The sequence below is a fragment of the Gimesia maris genome (assembly GCF_008298035.1).
Classification (GTDB): domain Bacteria; phylum Planctomycetota; class Planctomycetia; order Planctomycetales; family Planctomycetaceae; genus Gimesia; species Gimesia maris.
In genome coordinates, this window is sequence record NZ_CP042910.1 from 3,545,557 (window position 1) to 3,567,880 (window position 22,324).

Below are 22,324 nucleotides of genomic sequence, written 5' to 3' on the forward strand. Positions count from 1 at the left end.
TCATGCAGAACTTCACAAACGAATTGACACTGACCCTCAATCGGCGTGCCTTTCTTCGCAGAAACACAGCCGGTATCGGTATGGCTGCACTCACCTCATTGCTGCAGGAATCGCAAGCCTCAGAAAAACCGTCTACGCCCACCGGTGGCCTGCACTTTCCCGCTAAAGCTAAACGGATCATCTATCTCAGTCAGTCAGGGGCTCCCTCGCAACTGGATCTGTTCGATTATAAACCGGGACTCAAGAAGTTTCATAAAACCGAACTTCCCGATTCCATCCGCCGCGGACAGCGACTGACCGGTATGACCTCTGGCCAGAAAAGTTTTCCCATCGCTGCCTCGATGTATCAGTTCGCCCGGCACGGGGAAAGCGGAACGTGGATGAGCGAACTTCTGCCACATACTGCAAAAATTGCCGATGAACTCTGCGTCGTCAAATCCCTGTATACCGAAGCCATCAATCACGATCCTGCGATCACTTTTCTGCAGACCGGCAGCATCCAGGCCGGCCGCCCCAGTATGGGCAGCTGGATCTCTTACGGCCTGGGTAGCGAAAACAGAGATCTTCCGACATTTGTGGCACTTACTTCGGGAGCCGGCGGTCAGCCGCTCTACGACCGTCTGTGGGGCAGCGGCTTTCTGCCGACGCGGCATCAGGGAGTCAAGTTCCGTCGCTCCAGCGATCCGGTCCTCTTCCTTTCCAATCCGCCCGGCATTGATCAACAGACTCGTCGAGACATGCTCGATGACCTGGGCGAGCTCAATCGACTTTCGCTGCAGCAGAAAGGAGATCCCGAAATTGCCACTCGCATCTCGCAGTACGAACTTGCGTTTCGTATGCAGACTTCCATCCCCGAACTGGCGGATCTGTCAGAGGAGACTTCCGCAACATTTGAATTATACGGCGAACAGGCGAAACAGCCGGGCACCTATGCCGCCAACTGTCTGTTAGCCCGACGTCTGGCAGAACGAGGCGTCCGCTTCATTCAACTCTATCATCGAGGCTGGGACCATCATCTCAACCTGCCCACAAAAATCAGGCAGCTCACGGAGGAAACCGATCAGGCGACGGCCGCCCTGATTCTCGATCTGAAACAGCGGGGCATGCTGGATGACACACTCGTTGTCTGGGCGGGTGAATTTGGTCGCACCGTCTATTGTCAGGGAACATTGACGGCCACCAATTACGGTCGTGATCATCATCCCCGTTGCTTCACCGTCTGGGCAGCCGGAGGCGGAATGAAACCGGGCATGACATTCGGTCAGACCGATGACTTCAGTTATAACATCACTGAAAACCCCCTGCCCGTGCATGATCTGAATGCCACAATTCTGCACTGCCTGGGCATCGATCATAAAAAGTTGACTTACAAATTCCAGGGGCGGGATTACCGTCTGACTGACGTGCATGGAAATGTTATACAGCAATTGTTGAGTTAATCTCCTTCGAGAGAATATCTCTTTGGGATATCGCATCTCTTGTTCTGTGATATCTGGTCCAGTTCCCCCCTCCCTGAAAGCAGCCTGATCTCGCCTTCAGGATCAGTTAAACCAAAGTCTGCTTTACAGTATTGTCGCAGTTGAGGTAATATCCCGTTGGGTGCCCGTTTCCTGGAAACTCCAGGGAACTTTCAAAGCACGCAGTTCGTCCTGCTGATAGAACGTCGACAATCTGATGTCATGCAGGCTGTTTTTCATGGAAATCAGAAACAGGGAGTACTTCCAATGCAACGCTGGTCTTTTCCACTGATGGTAATCCTGTCGCTCTGCTGTCTGTTTGTCAGCAATCTGCAAAGTGCCGTGGAAGCAGAGAAGCCCCTTTCAGAATCTGACTCCGATATTAAAGAAATGCTGACAAGAATCGAACAGCTGGAACAACGCGTCAGGGAACTGGAGCAAAAACCAGCGCTCGTACCTGTTCCTGGAACAACGCTGACCTCTCCACCTCGCCTGCTTCTGACTCCGCCTGGTGCCGCAAAAGTGATCCCGGCTTTGCCGCAGCAACCCACGCATCCCCAAAACTGGAAACGCAACCAGATCAATGGGATCGATTATTATATCGTTCCGCTGAGCCAGTCCGATCGAACCCCAGTCCGCTGAATTGGATTATCGGAATCTGGTATTGAAGTTTGCTGGATAATGCCTCAATGAAATCACGCTATCCGTTTCTCACTACATTGGTGGTGTTGATTATTTTATTTGGGTCTTTCGCCGGGTCCGGTAGTTATGCCTGGATCTACTTACACGCCGATCAATATCCTACACCGGCAGATTTAGCGAATCGGCTCGCCGGGGCGCAGCGGATAGAATATATTTCCCAATGGTGCCTCGCTATTGGCTTCATCGGTCTGGCGCTGCTGATCATTGTTGACAAATGTTTGCGAAAAGATCGCTGACATTATTCATCAGCTGGCTTGAGCATTCGCGGCTCTCTCATTACAGTCAAGCCGTCCTTTTGAGAGACCTCTTATTTCCGCTTTCCAACAGAATATGCTTCCATGGATCCGACTCCGATTGAACTCAAAAAACTCGAAGGCGAAAACGCCCTGCTCATCGGCTGGGATGACGGTCAGCGCAGACGCTATACTTACGGAGAACTCCGCAAAGCCTGTCCCTGCGTCACCTGTCGTAACGAAAAAAAACAGGCGGCCGCCGACCCGGTTAAACTCCCGATCCTCACCCCCCTCGAAGCCCGGCCCGTCCAGGTCGACAAGATGAGCCTCGCCGGCAATTACGCCTACCGCATCACCTTCAGCGACGGCCACAACACCGGGCTGTTTACCTTCGAACACCTCCGCGAACTGGGTGAAATCGTCGATTCGATCGAATGAACTTAGTTCAGCTTTCCTGTACAATTCACCTAATACCCGATCGGTTTTTTGCCATCGTTGTACTGAATCAGATAGTTGAGAGTTTCGGCTGGGATATCTGTTTTGAGTGTATGTACGACGCCAGACATTGTGACTGCCATAAATGTATCACCGGGAAGTTGGCCTAAGACTTTGATCGGATTCACTGGATCGAATGGCAAATCAGCCGGTTTCGTCCAGGGAACAGCCTTGTCCGGACCTGCTTTGACAAACATGATCGTTCTGGTCAATCCATCTTTGACAGAGATCTTATCTAAGGTCATGTCCAGGCTGCCATCGAAAGGCGTGCCCTCCCCCAGAAACGTCATATAAGTCGTATGGCCGGGCTGTGTGACTCCTTCACACTGATAAAAGGCGGGCATCTGCTTCAGTAATTTCATATTGTGAGGACTGTCCCAGGGCTCTCCCAGTTGAAATTGATCGTAGAGCTTTTTCTGACCCAGATAAGGCAGCAGATGGACGCGCCAGCTTAAGTTAAGTTTACCGTTTACAAAATGGGAACGAGTGGGGGGCAAAACCTTATTATGAGAAACAAAGTTATGGAACCCCATTCCGATTTTTCGCATGTTTTCCGTTTTCTTTTTGGCTTGTTCTGCTTTCTGAGATTCAGCTTCTTTTTGTTTTTGCTGATCCTCTTGATGGCTTTTGGCTTTGGTGTAAAACGTTTTGATCTGGTTGAATAAATCAGGCGTCTTTGAAATCTGATACTGCACAGTATTATTCTCGGCTTTGACTGTCACCGCGGGATAAATCTGCTTCCTGATTTCAGTGACAAATGCCGGAGCGCTCTCACGCAGGTTCGTCGCCATCTGTTCTTCAATCTGTTGTTTTAATTTCTGGGCAGCCACTGCATCCGCAAGCTGGATAGACGCCTTCACCACAATCGGATCTTCCATGCTGGCCTGCATTTTAAGGACCTTGGAACTGCTTATTAATTCTTTCCCAAAAGTAAAAAAAACGAGGCCCACGCTGGCAACACCGGGGAGACGATCCGACTCAAGCATCGGCTGGGGTAACATCACCATCTCGAACTGACCGTCCAGTGGCATCGACTGCAGTTGCGTAATGAAAGACTGGACCTGACTGCTTGGGGCCGGTTTTGAGGTGAATGGCAGCAGGCGAGCCAGTTGATAATCGGCGGCGATCAGGAAGGTTCGCGGGTCATGCTGTATGACATACTCTCCAATTTGTACTTTCACCGTTTCCAGTGGTACCGGTTTTGCGAACCTGACAGCAAACCAGTTGCTGGTACGCTCTGAGTTCCAGGTAACGATGGTCTCTATTTCTTCCAGTTTCCAATGCAGAATTGCTTCGACTCCAAATACTCGGATAAGCAAATTGGCTGTCTTCGGATCAATGACAGATCCATACCCCGCTGATTCCACAATCGATTTCGGATGCAGCATAAAAACGCCGTTACAGTCTTCCGACAGATAAGCCAGATGCAGCGGTCCGGTTGGTAAAGATCCCAATTCCCAGGGCTTGGCGTATTCTGTGGTGAGCGAATCAATCTCAATGCGATTCTTGTCGGCAGGTTGAACCAGATGTTTCCAGGTTTCAGCGTCGATATCCGGCTTTAACAGATAGGTATGCCCATCACAGAATAATGTCAGTATTCCGGATTTCACCGATCCGATCGCTTCTTTGGGAGAACGGGAATCGAGTCCCCCCGGTTTGGTCCAGATCACCGCGTGTTCGGGACCCGCATCGACAGCCATGACTGTGTTGACCATTCCGTCTTTGATATCGCGAAACTCAATACGCTTACCCCGTGGAAAGACAGACTGAAAACTGTCGGCTGAAGCATCGTTCGTACTTTCAAACACATGGAACCGCGTGAGGTTGGAATCCTGCTCCGCACCGGGAGCGAGATAGACATCAGGCATCGTTTTCGCAGCAGCCATATTAGTCGGACTGTCCCAGGCTTCATCTAGTTTGAAACGTTTAAAGAGCTCTGGTTCTCCCAGATACGGCAGCAGGTGAACCCGCCAGCTGACTTTTAACTGTCCATTTTCATCATAGTAACCAGGGGTTCTCTTAGGGTCTGGAACCAATCCCCTGTTACTTTCATAAAAATTATGGAAACTGAGTCCAATTTGCTTCAGCTTATTTTTAGCGTTGAAGAAATGCGCAGCTAACATTCTGGCTTCATCGACTTTGCCCGTTGCCGCCGGTGTGCTCGGAGAATTGTCTGCGGCAGGACTGGTCGCAGATGAAACGGCAGGAGGATTCTCTATCTCTCCGGTTTCAGAATCAACCAGGGAATCGGCTGTCGGCTGTGCTGCAGGACTCTGCGCGGTTGCAGCAGCTCCCTGCGGCTCTGCCACAGTCTGACCGGAGGGGAGCATCAGGAAAACGCCAACACCTGCCAGCAGAAGCAGGGCACCAATTCCAATCAGAATCTGCTTCCGTTTTCCATTCGCAGCTGCGGGCGTGGGAGTCGTCTGCTCTGCTTTTTTGGCGGGAGAGACTGTTCCGGTTGGCTTCTTCGGTGTGTTGGTGGTCGCGCTGGGGACCACCAGAGGAGCTTCGCACTGACGGCACTGAAATCGTTTCCCCGCCTTGTCGTCGCTGACCTGATATCCCTTGCCACACTTCTTGCATTTGAATCGAATAGCCATACCTGTCCCAAAATCATTAAGGAAGAGTTCAAGTTGCGGAAGATTCTGACCCGGGAGAGTCAGGTATATTGTGGTACATAAACCCACGGTAGATAAATGTGTATACAGATGCAAGCAGATACTTTCTCACAATCAGTTTTCCTGAAATCCCACTACTCAAAGTTCCTCTTGACGCCCCCACGGCGCTGGCGAAACTGCATCGCTATGCGTCGCGCGCATAGCACGTTTTTTCGCATACGACAGATCCGTGCTCCTGTTGAAATCAGCATTATAAAAGTCCCTCGTTTCAAGCAGATTTACCGGCAGCAGCCAATACGACTTAGTGGAAAACGGTCTTTTCTGTCCCCGTTTTGTCCCGCTTTCCACCACTTTTGCGACGAAACCCCCGCAACCCTGCACCTGATCCAGGTCATCCTCGCGCACATCGTCTTGACTCCTCTCTGCCCTTCTCCATAATCCACTTCAATCAGAACGTGAATGAAAAATGTGGTCTCCGTTACCAGGTTTTAAACAAACACAGGCCAAACCAATCTTAGCGGATATCACTCATTTCAGTGGAGATAAATCTCCCGAACGCATGCCCTTTGAGCAGTATCAGAGGTGACCGTTTTGTAACGATCGTATATCCGGCAAATTTTTGTGTCCTTTCGTGTTTTTCGTGGTAGCAAATAAACCCCCTTTTCTTCACATCTCTGAAAGACAATGCCTTTCAATTCGTATAAACTGGAATCAGGAGAGATCACAAATCCCACTCGAAAGCAATCGGATGCCGATTCACGCTAACATCTCGTTCCTTCGCATGAGCGTGTTCTGCGGTCTGCTGGCGCTGCTCTGTACCGTGTCCGCCTGCGATAAACTGGAATCGCCCATCAAGCGAAAGGTTTATCCCGAGTCCAACCTGAACCTGCGAGAGCTGATCCATGACGCTGTGGAAAAGGACCCGGCCGCATTGGAAGAGCTGGGATACGAATTCTCACAAGGCGGCTGCCCCGTCGGTTATCTCATTGAACTGGCACGGATCTCTCAGGACAAAACGGTCCCCGCTGCAGAGCGTCGTCTGGCGCTGGACTATCTGGCTTCGTCGTTTGAAAGGCTGCGATTTCAAAATCTCCAGTGGGACTGTATCGGTCAACTGGAAGAGTTAAGTCAGATCCTGGCCCCCGGCAAAGTCCTACCCGAGAATCGAGATCTGTTGGATCAGGTCTGGGTGAAATTACACACCAGAGAAGCCTGGGCAGCGTACATTGAGAAGTCGGCTGAAGAGCAGGATGAGATGCAGGAAGAAGCTATGGAAGGCTCAGAGCATGTTGTGACACTTTTGGGAGACGTTCGCTGGACACAGGGGAACTATGATCTCGCTCCCGTGAGCCAGATGACGCCGGATCAGCTTAAACATTCAATCAATCCATTTCAGTTTGAAGTTCGCAGCGAGTTCCTTTCCCAGGCCCTGCTCCGCACGCTGGTTACTGCCTGCCGGAATGAAACGGACAAAGACCGGAAACTGTTTTTACTGGGAGGCCTGGCTGCAACTCGTACTGATATCGCTTATCAGGAACTGCGGTATTACCGCGCAGAGACAGACGATCCGGAAATTATTGACTGGATCGACAGCTTGTACAATGACTACTACCTCCACCAGGGACTGGTGTTTGGTATCAGTATCCGCTTCCTTGACAAATTTATGACATTCGAGAACGTAACACCTGAGCAGCAGGCCCCTATCTGCAAGATCTATGCCAACTATTTTCAGGAAACGGTGCCGACGGATCCAGTCGAATTCGAAATCTGGTGGTCGAAGAAATGGGGGCAGATCGATATCGCCGCGTTCACGGCTGCTACAATTGAACTGGCTGCCAGAGATGAAGACACATTTGCAACGATCAGTGAGTTGATGTTAAATAACAATCACTTTTTCAATCAACCGGCTGTGATGGAGGCTTATCTCAAGTTGTACGAGTCAGAGAATATTTATGCTCGAGTAAGTGCCGCCCGTATTTTATGTCAGCTGGGTGACTTCCGCGGCGTTCCTTTTCTCATCGATGTTGCCTGTGATCAGATCGATCAGCCCGTCAACCTGTATACCCCGCACGCTCGCGGCCGGGCTTTATACACGCTGATCGAACTCGCCGGCGACAACTATTTCCGCAACCACACCCGCTGGACACGCTGGTGGAATGAAAATCAGGCAGCCGCCAGAGCCGCCCACCAGCCAGGCTGGTATCAACCGCGGTAAGCGGAAACCGGACTGGGTTTTGAACTGGAGTTGATTTGACGGTCACTGGAAATTCTGAACGATAAAATTTAGGGGCAGAGATGAGTTATTCGGTTCACAAGCAGGAATATGAGAATGTGATTTCCCTGTCGACATTCGATCGCTATCAGTACTTCTTAAATAAAGTCGCAGACTGGGAAGAAGTCTGGTCCGTTGGTGAAGGTGACGGCTGGCGCCTGATGCAGGATTCGACTGTCACACTCTGTGTCCCGGTCTGGCCGGCCCGAGCTTTTGCGGAAGCCTGTTGTCAGGGGCTCTGGTCTGCAGATACACCCAAAGCCATTTCTCTTTCCGACTGGATGACCAGATGGCTGCCTGGTATCGGGACTGATGGCAGAAAGGTCGCGGTGTTCCCGCTTGCTACCGATCAGGGAATGCTTCTGGACAGTGATCAACTCAACCAGGACTTGCAGGAAGTATTAGAGCAGTTTGAATAAGCCACGCTTGATTTCTTCTCAGCCATCTTCCCGGCAGTTTTTTGTGCCCTTTCGCATTTTTCGTGGTAGCTGAAATTCTGCTGTATCACACGTCGCAATACTTGTGTTAAAAAACTGTGAGCCTGTCTCACCCGGTATTGAGAAGTAGATCGTTTTGTTGTGTAATAGATACGGTATCAAAAACGTCGCGGAGTTTTGCCGCACAGGTCAAGCGGGAAGTAATCTTCTCTACGTTGGCGAAAGTGAGACCGCCTTGCTATACGAAATTCGGGAAGAAGACGGCTGGTTCAAACTGTTTCTCAATAAGAAAAACGGGTTGAAATTCAAAAAGGCGTTTTCCGAACGGCGCTCTGCCGAATGGTTTGTGAAACGATATCTGACACACTGCTGTCTGGAGCAGAACCGCGTCTACAAAACCGTGGGTTCAGGCGGCTTAAGTGGTGGCGGATCCATGCATGGCCGAGGCTGGAACGGAGTTCCCCACTCTGGCAGACCACCAGCCGGGACCATCGTCGTCTGTCCTGAATGCCGGGCAAAACATCAGGTGTCCTACAATCAGATGATCTCAATCAGGCCGATGGTGCTGGAACTGATTCCGGAATGATCACGGCCCTTTTTGTCGCCGTCTCTCCAGGTGCCGAGTCGAACTACCGGACTGCTGCAGTAACTGCTGCAGACGGAACGGGAGAGACATACAGTCGGATCGAAATGGGAATCAGGCTGCCAGCGGGGGTTTCCAGATCTGCCAGTTCAATGCTGTCAGTCGTCTGAACGATGTTATCCGGCGTTCTCAGCTTCACGCGACCGTAAGGTAGTGGCCCGGTTTCAGTAATCGCTTTATAAGAAGTGCACGATACCGACCCGCCCGTTTTGTCATTTTTGGAAGTCGTTGTGAAAATGAGGCCGTACCCTGTTTCGCCCCCTTCCAGTTTTAACTTATCTGAGACTTCCAGACTGATCAGCATTCGAACATGATTGTGACGAACAGCAGGGGAATCATTCGGATCACCATAAGTGCCATATTTCTTCTGACCAAAATAAAGAGATAACGCATTGATTTGACTGTGAGTGATCTCGAACTCAATTTTAGTATCAGAAGCAGAACGCAACTGGACGACCTGCGCAGTCTCAGCCTGGGAATCGTCGCTGTGAAAACTGCAACTGCTGAAACAGAGCAGCATTAACAGTATCCCACCAACCGCAGGCAAGCGTGGTTCAATCTCTCGCATCCCATCTTCTCGCATAGAACAATCCAGTTTTAAAGGAACGCCGCACATCTGCAACCAGCGACCGTGAACGCCGGAGCCTTTTGAAGCAGGAGCAGGCGACTGAACCATTACGATACTCTGCCCCGCCATGCGAAGCAAACGATTTCTCTCGAATCAGCACAGTGTTCTCTGCAGAGGAGACGTGTTCGGCCAGAGTGTTTTGCGAGCGTTTTCGTGTGTTTCGTGGCAGCAATAAAATCATGAATTATCTGCACTTCTGTAAATCAGTGCTTGAAATCCGATTTAGAGATGGGTATTTATGATACAGGTGTCAATCCCGTGAGCGGGCCTTTAATCAACACGGAGAAGCACACATGGCAGCATCCGGCTGGCTTTATTATTGTACGTATACAGACGATGTGAATATCAGTCTGCAGCAACTGCGTCAAACCGTGTTTGACCGCCGCGAGTTCACGCTGCCTGGCGACGTGATTGACGGGACCGACGCTGCCACCCTGGCGAAGTCCGCGCCGCCGACCAGTGATCTGCAGAAACTGCTCAAGATCAGCCAGGAGCTGGACCAGGCACTCAAAGGGCTGGGCTTTGATACCGCTGACTCCGAGCAGCAGACCCGCGATGTCGGCAGGCTACTCGAACAGGTCGACAAGAAAGGCTTCGTCTTCGCCGCCCGGGAAGCCCTGGAAAGCAGCAGCACCCCTCCCGCCACGATTGACGAACTCATTGCACAGTGCGCCGAAGCCGGCACGCATTCGATCCTCGACATCCAGCAAATCTCCCCCACCCCGCAATCAGGCGCCGCGACCGCTCTCAGCGACGACCAGCTCCAGACCCTCTTCGGCACCATCCAACCCACCAGAGACATGATCCAGTCAGCCGAGCAGTCCGGCAAATTGCACACTCACTGCGAGCGCTGGAGGGCTGTCTTTCTAACCGTGTATGAAGCAGGCCAGCCAGTAGAATATGTGTTTGTGGGCGTCAGCGGGGATTAGGTTACGGCAAACTATCAAGCTCGATTCTCAATCTTCTCACGTAATCGGGTGGCACTGTTGGCTCGTATTTAGACCGGACACAAGCCAACAGTGCCACCCCGCCCTCCCTCATCTGGAACCGTTTGTTTGCGATTTCATATATTCGAGGCCTTGTTTTGCCTGCTTGAGTTCGGGATCGATATGAAGTGCCTCTTCAAAATGAAATTTCGCCTGACTGAAATTCTGCTGGAACAGATAAATCACGCCTAGATTATTATGGGCGGAAGCATGTCGCGGGTTGATCTCGAGTGCCCGCTGAAACGCAGCAATCGCCTCCGGCTGACGGCCCGCCTTTAAATCAATGAGTCCCAGATTATACCAGGCGCTGTCGAAACCCGGGGCGTGTTGCAGCGTGGCTTCATACAATTCGCGGGCCTTGTCCAGATCGCCTCGGCTTTCCCAGATTCTGCCCAGCGTAAAATAGGCGGGGGCATATTGCGGGTTGATTTCGATCGAACGCTGCAGTTTCTGGACGGCTTCATCGGTCTGGCCCATCTCGCGCAGGAGACTTCCCCACTTCTCATAGACAATGTGATTCTGAGGCAGCAACCGGGCGCTCGCTTCAAAGTGCCGTAATGAGGCCTGCAGATCTTTCCGCTCCCACAATGCAACCGCCAGCATCTGGTGCATCCTGCCATTCTCTTCCGTCACCGCCAGTCCATGCGAGTAGAGCGCCACATTATCGCCCCAGAGTGCCGTCTGCTGAAATGCAGTGAGTGTCAGCAGCAGGATCGAGAGCGCCGTGATCATCGGCAGCACCAGCTTCCGCAGCGTACTATCCCGCACCAGGTCGTCCACCAGCCAGACGACGAGCAGAAAAATCCCGGTCAGAGGCAGATAGGTATACCGATCGGCCATGCGCTGCATACCGATCTGGACCAGACCGATCACCGGAACCAGGGTTCCCAGAAACCAGAACCAGCCCGTGAAAACATAAGGTTTGCGCCGACGCCACACGAACGCCAGCCCACATGCCAGCAGCAGGAACCCGGAGGCCAGAATGCCCGCGAGCGGAGAAATCGTGCGGTGGGGATAGAATAGGGTCAGCCCCGTCGGCCAGAACGTCTTCCCCACGTATTCCGTGTAAGAGGTGGCCGCGTTCAGCATGCGATAAGGGAGTGAAAACTGCCCCGCGAACTCCATCGGGTTTGTCTGTGAATACAGGGCCAGTCCGCAGAACAGAACCGTCAGTATCAGGAACGGGATTTTCTCCACGATCAGCCGACGCCAGGGAACAGACCCGGCTGGTCCCTCGTCTGTAGTCGCAGCAAGAGGGTTCGCCAAAGCCGAGGTGCGATACAAGGGCCAGTAATCCAGCAGCAATAGCAGGAACGGGAGCGTGACCAGGGTCTGCTTGGAGAGCAGACTGCACAGAAACAGCGCGACCGATGCCAGATAATATTTCATCCGTGCGCCGGTAACATACATCGCGTAGGCCCAGATCGCGGCATGCCCGAAGCACAGACTCAACACATCCTTGCGTTCGGTCACCCAGGCGACCGATTCCACATGCAGAGGATGCACGGCAAACAGCGCCGCCACGATTGCAGATTTGGTGGTCGCTCCCGTCAACTGCACGAGAGCCGCATACAAAAAAAGGACACTGGCGCAATGCAACAGGACGTTCGTCAAATGAAAACTGCCTCCCCCCATCCCGAAAAGCTGGGCATCGATCATGAGTGAGAGAAACGTGAAAGGCATCCAGTTGGAGAGCGCATCGACGGTGTTGAAACTGAACGCCCAGCGCACGTTTGTGGCGTTGACGCCTGAATTGACGAACGCGTTATTGACAATCCAGGACGGATCATCAATCGTCACGAACCCGAACGAAAAGGTTTGCGCGTACACGATGAGAGTCAATACGCACAGAATCAGGCTGTTTCGCAGATGTGGTCTCATCTTGATTTACGTCCGTCAGTCAGTTTCACGATTTCTCTCCGGTCGTTCGCTGATCAGGTCGGTCGGCGATCGCGGACCTCTTCACGACCCTGCCCGGGTAACGTGACAGGCCAGTTGAGAAAGAGTTGAAGAGGGTAATACGCAATAGTATATCTGTTCACGCCAAAGATAATAGGATTACGAAGATGAGTCCAGCATAAAAAGGGACCCATTGATGAGAGAGCCTCTGAAGAGAGAACACTTTCTGAGCATGCCCGCAGAAGGATAGCGGCAGGGATCTCAGTTTGCAGGCCTACGCGGGGATGCTGCTTCCTCTGGACTGTCGTTCAGAGACGTTTTATGATGGGTAGAACCGCTCATTCATGAAATGGAGATCAGAGTTATGAAACGCCATCGTTCCCTGCTGCTGTCGGCAGTCTGTCTGCTTTGTGTAACGCAATGCCCGTTCTTGCTGAACCAGACGACGGCTGCCCCTCCCGAAGAACGTCAGGCGGTAAGCAGTCAATCGGTTCCGGCACAATCTGTCAAACAGCAGGCAGCTACCATTCGGCAGCGCAAAGCGAAAGCAACGCCGCAGCAGGAAAAACAGATTCGCGCCCTGATCGAGCAACTGGTATTCGATGAGAGTATCGATCCCAAGGATGAGAAGGCCCGGGAAAAAGAGTGGGATCTCTGCATCGACGCCTTTCAAAAGCTGTCTAAATACAAGGAACTGGCTTTCCCGGCGTTAGTGGAACATCTGGACGACAAACGTCCTTCGATCCCTTTTCGCAATCATTACCTCGGATTTGCAGTAGGCGATGCCTGTTACTGGAATATGGTGTACCAGTTGCAGGACCGACCCAAAGATTATTCTCGATATGGCTATACCCGCCAGGGCCGGGATGGGAAGTCGCACCCCAAGCCTGTCTGGGAGGGATCACCGTTTGCTGAAGCCGGCGGTTTGAAGAAATGGCTGATTGCCAATCAGAACCTCTCTTACACGGAGCAGCAGATTAAATGTCTGAACTGGATGCTCGCGGCAGAAAAAAAGATTGGTGCCGCCGACGCGGAGAGTTACTTCGTGAATATCCTTCCCCTGGAGATTCAGATCCTCAAACGCCGCCAGCAACTGGGCCACGACGTCCAGGTGGAGTTAAAGCGTCTACAGCAGATCAAAGCCCGGAAACTGGTCAATCAGATCCCAGCTGAGTTGCTGCCGGGGAAGAAGGAATAGAGAGAATATTACTTTTTGTGTTCATTGTACGGGCCTGATAGTCTTAAAACACATATTACTATTTGCCTCGCATTTCGAATTTCTCTAAGTGGGAATTCCCTTTCGTTTTGGGTTTTTAAACCATGCTGCAATTTGGTCCATGAATTCCCAGACGTCATTTGTGTCCGGTTTAACATATTCAGGGGACTCAGGATCTTCACCCATTCTTTCAAAAATATCAATTAACCAACTCGGACCATGGCCTTTTTTAGGAACTTCTAAGTACTTTAACCAAGATTCTAATTCGCCAGACTCAACAGCAAAAAGGCCATAGTCTGCCAGTTGTTTAAAAAAATCGCGTGCTGCTTCTTTGTTATCATCTGATAATAACTCAATTCCACCATCACGTTTCATGCACTTACCAGTGTCTTTAAACAGTTTGTAAATATCTGCTCGGTTTTGACCCAAGCCTGTATAGCGTGCTTCGGGAATAAAGCCACACTTCATAAAGTGAGTCCACTCTTTTCCGCCATTCTTAAGAATATCTATATCTACTAGCCCAACTGCTGGTATTCCCAGTTCCCTCAGTGGTTTTATTATTTGATGTACTGTTTGTTTATTTTGAGCATTCAGAAACAGGCAATTGGGGATGCCACGATCTTTAGTCAATTGCAATAAGCGTTCATTGATTTCCTGATAGAAAGCACGATCAGAATCAGCTTCTGTAACAATGACAGATTCATAAAACAGACCTTCTAAAACACCGGTAGATCGAAATAAAGGATTACGGATCAGCCTTTTGAGTTCATTTTCGGGTAACGTTCTGGCAGTTGGGATATTGTTTTGATAGGTCAGTCGCACGATGTTTATTGGAACACCTGATTGAATACAGCCCATCACGAAGTTCGCACTATGAGTCGAAACAAATAGTCGTTTATTTGAAGTAGTAGTTGAGAATGCAACCTCTTTTCCAAGTTTGAATGATAATGTGGGGGCTAGAAATGCTTCCGGCTCATCGATAATAATAACCTGGGGATCACCGGCGATTATTTGAGCAAGAATACCCGTGAAGGCTTTTACTCCATCGCTATAATCTGTAATGCTTGTTGCTTTTTTATGAAATTCAACTGCTTCATGATGAAAACCTCTTTCCTCTAAATTACTATTTGGCGCATTCTCAGATAATCGAATTTTAAGGTGACCAATCGATGTAGCATCAATTACAAAATGTTTATGAAAAGTTTTGTAAATAATATTACGAAGTTCTTCTCGTCTGACATCATCGTAAAATAGACTTTGAGCAATGCTACTATGGCCATCTGGATCATGCATACAAGAATCTGGGATAAGATTTGTTCGATTATTTCCATCTATCAATAAGGTGTGGAAATCCAGAAAGAAACAACAAAAAGTATAAGAATCTATATTTGGTTTTGAAAAAGCCGAAAAGAGTTTCCTCTCATCTACATGTTTACGTTTTGATTTATCACCTACATATATATAACCTGGGATAGTATGCTCATGATCTCTAGGTTGCTGTATAATGTTTTTTAGTAAATGAATTTGCTCTTCTGGGATTTCATCAGGGGTATTATTTTGGTCAAAAGTGAGATGCTCAAGAATTAAGTCATTAGGATGTGATCTACCTTCACTACAGAAGCGACGTATTTCCTTCAAAATTTTACTCTTACCAGAATTGTTTGGACCGACAAAGATTGTTACAGGAGCCATGTCAAATTCAACGGGTAAACTTTCAGGAGCTGATCCAAATTTCAACTTGATTGATTTAATCACTTAAGCAGCTCCAGAAAGTTAGTGGCACGTGTGTATGTGTTTAGTTTAAAGTTCTGTCTGCTTAGTATCAATGGTTGGGTTGCTACCGAATTGCAGAGCGTGCTTACGAGGTTCCCCTTTCATGTGGAGCTTCTGTCGCGCATAAAATGAACTGCTTATATCTTTTTTTGAAGATTGATTCGTTGATCTCATCCGTTTATTGGATACCAAAGGAAAAAAAGCAGACACTAAGGCCTGCTTTTAATAAATCTGATGTCCCACGATCCCTACTTCACCACACTCGTCAGCGGCCCTACTGCCGCGGTTGTACTATGCCCCAGCGGGTATTTCTCCAGTAATTTCTGGATGTCGGCCAGGGTGATGTTGTTGAGGAGTTTCAGGTCGTCGGCGACCGAAAAGTATTCGCCGCGGTAGACCCAGTTGCCGCCTAAGGACGACAGGCGGCCCATCGGGCGTTCGCTTCTTAGTACCAGTCTTGAGGCGATTTTGTTGCGGGCGCGGTCCAGCTCTTCCTGGGTGATGCCGTTCTCGTTCACGTCGTCGAAGATCTGCTGGATCAGCTTGCGGTTGTCCTCGGTCAGCTCGGGGTCGCAGCAGAGGTAGGTCAGCCAGGTGCCGCTGCCGTCGTATTCGTTGAAGCCGATCTCGGCGGATTCGGCCAGGCCCGTGTCGACCAGCTTCCAGTACAGGCGGCTGTTGGAATCGTCGCCGATGACCACCGACAATACTTCTGCCGGCAGCCGCAGCATGTCCTGCGCTGCGGGCGCGGGACCCAGTTGCATGATGTGCTGCTGCTGGATGGCTTTCTCGATAATTGTCTGCGTGCCTGTGCCGGGCTGTGCTTCGTCAATCGGGCGGTCGCTTTTGCCGGCCGGCCAGTGGTCACACAGTTTGTGAGCCAGTTCCAGGATCTCGTCCCAGTCGGCATTGCCGGCAATCGCCAGCGTCAGGTTGCCCGCCATGTACTGCTTCGCATGGTATTCGCGCATCTGTTCGGCCGTCAGATCGGTGATGGACTGCACCGAACCCAGGATGCTCCGCCCCAGCGGATGCCCTTTGAAGTGGGCCTGCATCACTTTTTCATACGCGGTGAAGCTGTGCAGATCGTCGTACATGCCGATCTCTTCCAGGATCACTTTTTTCTCCATGTCGAAATCTTCCTGACGCAGTGTCGGGTAGATCAGCGTGGAGAGCAGCTCCATCGCGGTCTCCACGTATTCGGGCAAAAAGGAGCCGTAGAACAGCGTGATCTCTTCGCTGGTGGAGGCGTTGTAGTTCGCGCCGATCTCATCGAAGATGCGGTTCACATCGTCGGCGGAATATTTTTCGTTCCCTTTGAACGCCATGTGTTCGAGGAAGTGACTCACGCCGGAAACCGCGTCGGTTTCATCGCGGGATCCGGTACGGACGAAGTAACCGATGGCGAGGCTGTGTGCGTTGGGATTCAGCTCGGCGATGATCTGCAGGCCGTTGTCTAATTGTGCTTTATGAAATATCACTGGGAACCTCTAATGGTTGGGGGCCGATCGTTAAGACGGTGAAATTCGCTGCGGGGTGTGCGTGGATGTAATTTAACACGCGGTCGGTGGTCAGCTGCTGAATTTCGTCGTTGATCTGGTCGAGTGTGGTAATGCGTTTGAGATAGAACCAGTCGCGGGCAATCGAACTGGCGCGGGACGATGTCGATTCCTGCGACATGATCAGCGAACTTTTGGCGCGGGCTTTACAGCGTTCGAGTTCGGATTCTTCAATGCCGTCACCCAGCCGGGTGAGTTCATGCAGCGTGACGTCGAGGGTTTCCTGGGCCCGTTCGGACGTCGTGCCTGCATAACAGAGCACGCGGCCCAGTCCCGGCATGCCGGAGAGCGACGCGGAAACCGTGTAGCAGAGCCCGCGTTTCTCGCGGACTTCGGTAAACAGCCGGGCGCTCATGCCGCCACTCAGGATGCCGACGGCAGCCCAGGCGGCGTAATATTCGGGATGGCCGTACGGGACGGCATCGTACGCGATGCCCAGATGCGTCTGGGTCGTGTCCTGTTCGGTGAAGAACCGATTCTCGTCAGCAAAGACCATGGCAGGTTCTTCGCTGATGCTGCTGGTCTTCCAGTCGCCGAACAGTTCTTCGATGATCTGCTTGACCTGTTCGAAGTCGACATTGCCGGCGACGCCGATGATGGTTTCGTTGGGATGGAAGCAGTTTTCGTAGAGTGTGCGGACATCGTCGATGGTGATGAACTCCAGGTGTTCCAGTTCCCCGTCGTTGGGCAGTCCCCAGGGAGCGGGAAAGGCGTGCCGCTTGAGTTCGACGAGTGCTTTCTGCCGGGCATCGTCTTCCACGGACAGCAGCGCCTGCGCGATTCCGGCGCGGGCGGCATCGAACTGGTTTACCGGCAGATGCGGGTTCTTGAGGATCTCGCCGTAGATCTTGAGGGTTTCCGCCAGGTTGCCGGCGAGCGTTGCCCCGCTGAAGGTGATGTGTCCGCTGGTGATGCCTTCGTGACGCTGGACGCCGAGATCGTCAAGAGCACACGAAAGCTGCTGGCTGTCAAAAGGGCCGGCCCCGCGGGTGATCAGTTCGGAGAGGATGCTGGCGGTGCCACGCCTGTTGGGGGGATCGTAAATACTGCCGCTGGGGACCAGAATGGAGAACGCCGCCGACTGGACATCGTCCATGGTTTCAGCGACCAGCGTCAGTCCGTTTGAAAACTGATGGGTTTGAATCAGTTGTTTACCCATACGGGATGCAACCTTCCTGATTGGATGAAGACGAAAGTGATTAGATGAGCAGACGGAGCATCGCCGGTCGTCTCGAGTGAGAAAGGCCGACGGTCGCCGCACTGCGGTCAGATGTTTCCTTAAAATACTTGGGCGATCTTAGCGATTTGGCTGCTGAATTCCTAGTGTCTTCTCGGACCTGAAACGGCAGGTTGACGCAATTGATCTCCGTCGTTTGCCGGTGTCTGGATTGGGTTTATCAACGGAGGGCAAGCGACTGCTTTCTGCTTTGTTGGACAAGCCAACAGTGGCACCCGGTGGGCTGAATTGCGTGGATTTTTGCGATCTTCTGGCCTGGGGAGAAATACCAGAAAAAAGCGTCAGGCACTGGACGCATAGGGGGTTGTTGATGTTAAGATGGAGGGGAGCTGGTTCTGGAGACGTTCCCGGTGCCTCTCATGCGATCCCTCCCGAATGACTCATCCCGAATAAAGGACTCACCTGGTGCAAGCACAAAACGACACGAATGCCAAGAATCAAATCTCCCGCAGAAGGTTCCTGGGAGCCAGTTTTGCCGGAGTCGCAGGGACAGGAATGCTGGCTCTGATTTCCAACTCGGTACAGGCCGCAGAAAATAAAGCAGCGCCGAAACATTTACGAATCGAACGCATCGAGCGCACCACGGTGAAAGTTCCCTTTCGGGAAGTACCCGCCCGGAGCATGGCCCGCGAACTGCCGCACTGGGCGTATACTGAAATTGTCGAAGTGCATTTAAAATCGGGGCACATCGGCTTCGGGGAAACACTGCTCTATTACACGTGGAATGCCACTTCCGACGAAGCCGTCCAGAACGCACAAGGCAAGAATGCCGCTATGTTGATGTGGGATGACGACCTCGGGGCCGGTCTGCAGATGGCGCTGTTTGATGCGGTCGCGAAAGCCGCCGAGGTGCCCGTGCATGCCTTGCTGGGTGAAAAGATTTACGAGCAGACTCCCCTCTCCTGGTGGAATATCGACACGTCTGTAGCCGACATGGCGCTGGAATGTGCCGAGGCTTACAAACAGGGCTATATGTCGTACAAAACCAAGGGCCGTCCGTGGTTCGATGTCTGGGCGCAGGTCGAAGAAGCAAGCAAGGTGGTGCCGCAGAACTTCAAAATCGACATGGACTTTAACGATACGCTGCTCGATGCAGAGCGTGCCCTGCCGATTTTGAAAGACCTGGCGCAGTACCCGCAGGTCGATATTTTTGAATCGCCGATCTTTCAGGACGACATCGCCGGAAACAAAAAGCTGATGGCGGCGACCGATGTGAACATCGCCATGCATTACGGGACTCCCGAGCCCCTGATAGCGATTCGCGAAAACATCTGCGATGGATTCGTGATCGGACACGGTGCCAGTGCGCTGATGGCATCGGGCGCAGTCGCGGCGATGGCGGACAAGCCGTTCTGGTTGCAGCTGGTTGGGACGGGAATTACCGCTGCCTTCTCGCTGCACTTTGGCGCGGTGTTGAGTCATGCGATCTGGCCGGCGGTGAATTGTCACCAGCTTTACAAACACAATCTGTTGACGGAACCGATCGTCGTGAAAGACGGATTTGCCCAAATTCCGGACAAGCCAGGGCTGGGATATGAGCTGGATCGTGATCTGATTGAAACACTCCGCGTCAAAAAACCGGCCTCCCGCCCGGAACCGCCGCGATTGATTGAAACCACATGGAAAGACGGTCGGAAGATGTATTTCGGCAATACGGGTGAAGTAAATTTCGTGCTCAACCCGGCCCGCGACGGCAATGTGCCCTTCTTCGAACGCGGCGTTGACACACGTCTGGTGCCCAATGATGGTTCTAAAGAATGGAAAGAGCTGTACCAGAAAGCGAACCAAGGGCCGTTTTTGGTCAAAGGGTGATACACAGCGGGATGTGAGCCAGCGCTTCTGGATTCGACTACTACATAGCAAAGTTGCAAAACCGGGGCTAACGCCCTTCGGCTAATTAGTGATTACGGATCGGAAGTCACAAAATACAGATCAGCCGCACCGCGTTAGCCGCGGATTAAATCCGAATGGGGTAAGGAAGCGGTATCCAGGATCACATTCATAACCACGAATGGTTGTAGAGCCTCTCGTCCTCTGCTTACAAAGAAGAGGCTTCCACGTAATGGCTGGGTTTATACAGGGTCCGCGTGAGGCGGAAACCGATCGAGCGGTAGAGGTTGATGGCCGGCTCGTTGTCGGCGGTGACTTCGAGGTAGGCACGTTTGACTTTGGCGGCGCGGAAGCCGATCAGGCATTTCGTCACCAGTGCCCTGCCCAGTCCTAAGCCACGGTGTTCGGGAGTGATGCCGACGTTCTGAATCGCACCCATGATGCGGCTGGGAACGATGGCCTGAATCGTGCCGCAATCGACGGCGTCTTCTTTGCCGGTTCCATCCCAGGTAATCAACCAGGTACCCGTCGGCAGGAAGTTGCGTTGACGCGAGATATCCTGCATCAGTTTGCGGCAGCCTTCATAATCGCCCAGGCAGGGAAACACGCGGGCATCAAGCTCAGAGCGGAAGCTGTGGTACTTGGCGACAGCGTGGCGGTCGACGGTAGTCAGTTCCCAGGGACACCAGCGATAGCCTTCGGGAAGCGTGGTGTCTTCCAGTCGCGCGTGGGCCAACTCGATTTCCATTCGAAATCTACGAAAGTATGTTTCGGTAAAGTCCATGAGTGTCTCGCAGAATACGAGGAGCCGAACAGAAAAAGAGCAGTTCATTTTCAATACTTAATTTTACCATTCTCTATACTACTGTCAATCTGGGGACGCTGATTGACGACGAAAGCTGCTATTTTCTTCTCAGAATACGTGTATCGTGTCTGATGTGACTGATTGATCCGGTATGCCTGATCTGCCCAAATTGCGGATTACCGCTGATTCCCGGGGAAAACTCTCGAATTGCTTTTAAATCGCCCTGTTTTTGCTCAAGTTGGCTGTAAATTGCGGGGGCAGTGTTTGTGGCCGATCTCAAATTGACAGCAAGTCCCTTAGTTGAAAAAACATCTGAAACTCCTAGAATGATTCATAAGAGCTTGAGTACATGTTTCCCGGTGAACATGGTTTTTCCCCGCCACTATTCCTTCCCTGTTTGGAGTGAGTCTCACAGTGACCGACAACAGTAACCTTGACGAATTGGTAAAACAGAACCAGGAAGCACTCGACGCTCATACCAGAGAGCACGTCCAGTGGCACTTCAACCCGGAAACCGGTTCACCTTACTGGCTGGAAAAAGCCAAATCGTTCGACTTCAATCCGCTGACCGATGTCAACTGCTTCGAAGATCTGAACAAGTTCCCGCTGTTCGAAGATGACGAGTTGCGCGGCGGTCCCCTCGATCGCTGGATTCCCAAAGCGCTGCTCGGAAAACCGACCTACGTTTTCGAGACCGGCGGGACAACAGGCATTCCCAAGTCGCGCGTCGTGATTGACGACTTCCGCATCGACTACGAAAACTTCAGCGATACCCTGCCCGATGAATCGTTTCCCAAAGGCGCCAACTGGTTGATGCTGGGCCCTTCCGGCCCGCGACGTCTGCGTCTGGCTGTGGAGCACATGGCACAGTATCGCGGCGGGATTTCCTTCTGCGTCGACCTGGACCCCCGCTGGGTGGTCAAGCTGATCAAAAAAGGGAAGATCGATGAAGTCAAAGAGTACAGTGCCCACGTCATCGATCAGGCGATGGCGATTTTAGGCGCCGGTCATAAAATCAAATGTATGTTTACCACACCCAAACTGCTCGAAGCACTGGCCATGCGGCTGATGGATGAAGGTTCGAGCATCGAAGAAGCCGGCATTACCGGTATCTTTTGTGGCGGAACCGAATTCACACAGCAGTGGTATCGCTTCGCCCGTGAAGAACTGCTGGGTGAGAACGTTTACATCACGCCGACCTACGGAAATACACTGATGGGCCTGGCCTGTGGTAAGCCATTCGATCCAGCCGACGATTACAAAATTACCTACTATGCACCACAGCCTCGTGCGGCGATTCGCGTCGTCGATTTCGATGACCATACCAAGGTTGTGCCTTATGGCGAAACCGGGCGCGTCAAGCTGTTTACCATGACCAAAGAGCTGTTTATTCCCGGCTTCCTCGAACGGGATGAAGGTGAACGCGAAAAGCCTCACGTCAAATATCCCTGGGATGGTGTGAGTGGCGTGCGTCCGTTCCACAAAATTGCCTCATCGACAACGGTGGGCGTTTATTAAACCAATTGTGCTC

19 protein-coding genes are annotated in these 22,324 nt (G+C 51.7%); 11 read left to right on the forward strand and 8 right to left on the reverse strand.

Translation table 11 applies throughout. The features are described from left to right. The first annotated feature begins 2 nt into the window (after positions 1-2). Positions 3-1,439 carry a DUF1501 domain-containing protein gene (locus GmarT_RS13100; RefSeq protein WP_002648500.1) on the forward strand — a complete coding sequence of 479 codons (1,437 nt, stop codon included), beginning with the start codon at positions 3-5 and terminating at the stop codon, positions 1,437-1,439. Positions 1,440-1,562: 123 nt separating this feature from the next. Here the strand turns inward: GmarT_RS13100 and GmarT_RS29515 are convergent, their stop codons facing one another. Further along, positions 1,563-1,730 (reverse strand): hypothetical protein, encoded by a 168-nt coding sequence (locus GmarT_RS29515; RefSeq protein ID WP_002648499.1) that lies wholly within the window; start codon positions 1,728-1,730, stop codon positions 1,563-1,565. Here GmarT_RS29515 and GmarT_RS13105 point away from each other — a divergent pair. The 3 genes from GmarT_RS13105 to GmarT_RS13115 all read left to right on the forward strand — a co-directional run bounded on the left by GmarT_RS13105 (position 1,725) and on the right by GmarT_RS13115 (position 2,830). After that, positions 1,725-2,099: a hypothetical protein gene (locus tag GmarT_RS13105; protein ID WP_002648498.1), complete on the forward strand. Its 375-nt coding sequence runs from the start codon at positions 1,725-1,727 to the stop codon at positions 2,097-2,099. The two genes, GmarT_RS29515 and GmarT_RS13105, sit on opposite strands and share 6 nt — an antisense overlap. A 47-nt stretch (positions 2,100-2,146) precedes the next feature. After that, the gene (locus tag GmarT_RS13110) at positions 2,147-2,395 is read left to right on the forward strand and encodes a hypothetical protein (RefSeq protein ID WP_044239677.1); all 249 of its coding nucleotides are present in this window, start codon (positions 2,147-2,149) and stop codon (positions 2,393-2,395) included. Between the two features lie 102 nt (positions 2,396-2,497). Next, positions 2,498-2,830, forward strand: coding sequence for a DUF971 domain-containing protein (locus GmarT_RS13115; RefSeq protein WP_002648496.1), 333 nt, complete (start codon positions 2,498-2,500; stop codon positions 2,828-2,830). 29 nt (positions 2,831-2,859) lie between these two features. On the opposite strand, the gene GmarT_RS13120 is transcribed toward GmarT_RS13115, so the two are convergent. Then, entirely contained in the window at positions 2,860-5,490 is a 2,631-nt protein-coding gene (locus GmarT_RS13120) for a DUF1559 family PulG-like putative transporter (RefSeq protein WP_002648495.1), read from the reverse strand. Between the two features lie 766 nt (positions 5,491-6,256). On the opposite strand from GmarT_RS13120, the gene GmarT_RS13125 reads away from it, so the two are divergent. The 3 genes from GmarT_RS13125 (at position 6,257) to GmarT_RS13135 (ending at position 8,803) form a co-directional block, all read left to right on the forward strand. Next, on the forward strand, positions 6,257-7,723 hold the full coding sequence (locus tag GmarT_RS13125; RefSeq protein WP_002648493.1) for a hypothetical protein: 1,467 nt from the start codon (positions 6,257-6,259) through the stop codon (positions 7,721-7,723). A gap of 80 nt (positions 7,724-7,803) precedes the next feature. Continuing rightward, positions 7,804-8,199 carry a DUF2750 domain-containing protein gene (locus GmarT_RS13130; protein ID WP_002648492.1) on the forward strand — a complete coding sequence of 132 codons (396 nt, stop codon included), beginning with the start codon at positions 7,804-7,806 and terminating at the stop codon, positions 8,197-8,199. 253 nt (positions 8,200-8,452) lie between these two features. Continuing rightward, entirely contained in the window at positions 8,453-8,803 is a 351-nt protein-coding gene (locus GmarT_RS13135) for a hypothetical protein (protein ID WP_002648491.1), read from the forward strand. A gap of 43 nt (positions 8,804-8,846) precedes the next feature. On the opposite strand, the gene GmarT_RS13140 is transcribed toward GmarT_RS13135, so the two are convergent. Then, positions 8,847-9,557 carry a hypothetical protein gene (locus GmarT_RS13140; protein WP_002648490.1) on the reverse strand — a complete coding sequence of 237 codons (711 nt, stop codon included), beginning with the start codon at positions 9,555-9,557 and terminating at the stop codon, positions 8,847-8,849. 224 nt (positions 9,558-9,781) lie between these two features. On the opposite strand from GmarT_RS13140, the gene GmarT_RS13145 reads away from it, so the two are divergent. Continuing rightward, positions 9,782-10,417 carry a hypothetical protein gene (locus tag GmarT_RS13145; protein ID WP_149302818.1) on the forward strand — a complete coding sequence of 212 codons (636 nt, stop codon included), beginning with the start codon at positions 9,782-9,784 and terminating at the stop codon, positions 10,415-10,417. Positions 10,418-10,525: 108 nt separating this feature from the next. Here the strand turns inward: GmarT_RS13145 and GmarT_RS13150 are convergent, their stop codons facing one another. Next, complete coding sequence (locus tag GmarT_RS13150) at positions 10,526-12,355, reverse strand: tetratricopeptide repeat protein (protein WP_002649558.1); 1,830 nt, start codon at positions 12,353-12,355, stop codon at positions 10,526-10,528. Between the two features lie 382 nt (positions 12,356-12,737). Here GmarT_RS13150 and GmarT_RS13155 point away from each other — a divergent pair, with 382 nt between their 5' ends. Beyond that, positions 12,738-13,571, forward strand: coding sequence for a hypothetical protein (locus GmarT_RS13155; RefSeq protein ID WP_002649557.1), 834 nt, complete (start codon positions 12,738-12,740; stop codon positions 13,569-13,571). A gap of 84 nt (positions 13,572-13,655) precedes the next feature. Here GmarT_RS13155 and GmarT_RS13160 read toward each other — a convergent pair whose 3' ends face one another. The 3 genes from GmarT_RS13160 to GmarT_RS13170 all read right to left on the reverse strand — a co-directional run bounded on the left by GmarT_RS13160 (position 13,656) and on the right by GmarT_RS13170 (position 18,080). Continuing rightward, positions 13,656-15,344: an ATP-dependent nuclease gene (locus GmarT_RS13160; RefSeq protein WP_002649556.1), complete on the reverse strand. Its 1,689-nt coding sequence runs from the start codon at positions 15,342-15,344 to the stop codon at positions 13,656-13,658. Positions 15,345-15,610: 266 nt separating this feature from the next. Further along, the gene (locus GmarT_RS13165; RefSeq protein ID WP_002649555.1) at positions 15,611-16,843 is read right to left on the reverse strand and encodes a M16 family metallopeptidase; all 1,233 of its coding nucleotides are present in this window, start codon (positions 16,841-16,843) and stop codon (positions 15,611-15,613) included. After that, positions 16,830-18,080 carry a M16 family metallopeptidase gene (locus tag GmarT_RS13170; protein WP_002649554.1) on the reverse strand — a complete coding sequence of 417 codons (1,251 nt, stop codon included), beginning with the start codon at positions 18,078-18,080 and terminating at the stop codon, positions 16,830-16,832. Before GmarT_RS13170 ends, GmarT_RS13165 begins: the two co-directional genes overlap by 14 nt. 483 nt (positions 18,081-18,563) lie before the next feature. On the opposite strand from GmarT_RS13170, the gene GmarT_RS13175 reads away from it, so the two are divergent. Continuing rightward, positions 18,564-19,970 carry a mandelate racemase/muconate lactonizing enzyme family protein gene (locus GmarT_RS13175; RefSeq protein WP_002649553.1) on the forward strand — a complete coding sequence of 469 codons (1,407 nt, stop codon included), beginning with the start codon at positions 18,564-18,566 and terminating at the stop codon, positions 19,968-19,970. Between the two features lie 226 nt (positions 19,971-20,196). Here GmarT_RS13175 and GmarT_RS13180 read toward each other — a convergent pair whose 3' ends face one another. Next, positions 20,197-20,736: a GNAT family N-acetyltransferase gene (locus tag GmarT_RS13180; protein ID WP_002649552.1), complete on the reverse strand. Its 540-nt coding sequence runs from the start codon at positions 20,734-20,736 to the stop codon at positions 20,197-20,199. Between the two features lie 471 nt (positions 20,737-21,207). On the opposite strand from GmarT_RS13180, the gene GmarT_RS13185 reads away from it, so the two are divergent. Further along, on the forward strand, positions 21,208-22,311 hold the full coding sequence (locus GmarT_RS13185; RefSeq protein ID WP_002649551.1) for a phenylacetate--CoA ligase family protein: 1,104 nt from the start codon (positions 21,208-21,210) through the stop codon (positions 22,309-22,311). The last annotated feature ends 13 nt before the right edge of the window (positions 22,312-22,324 follow it).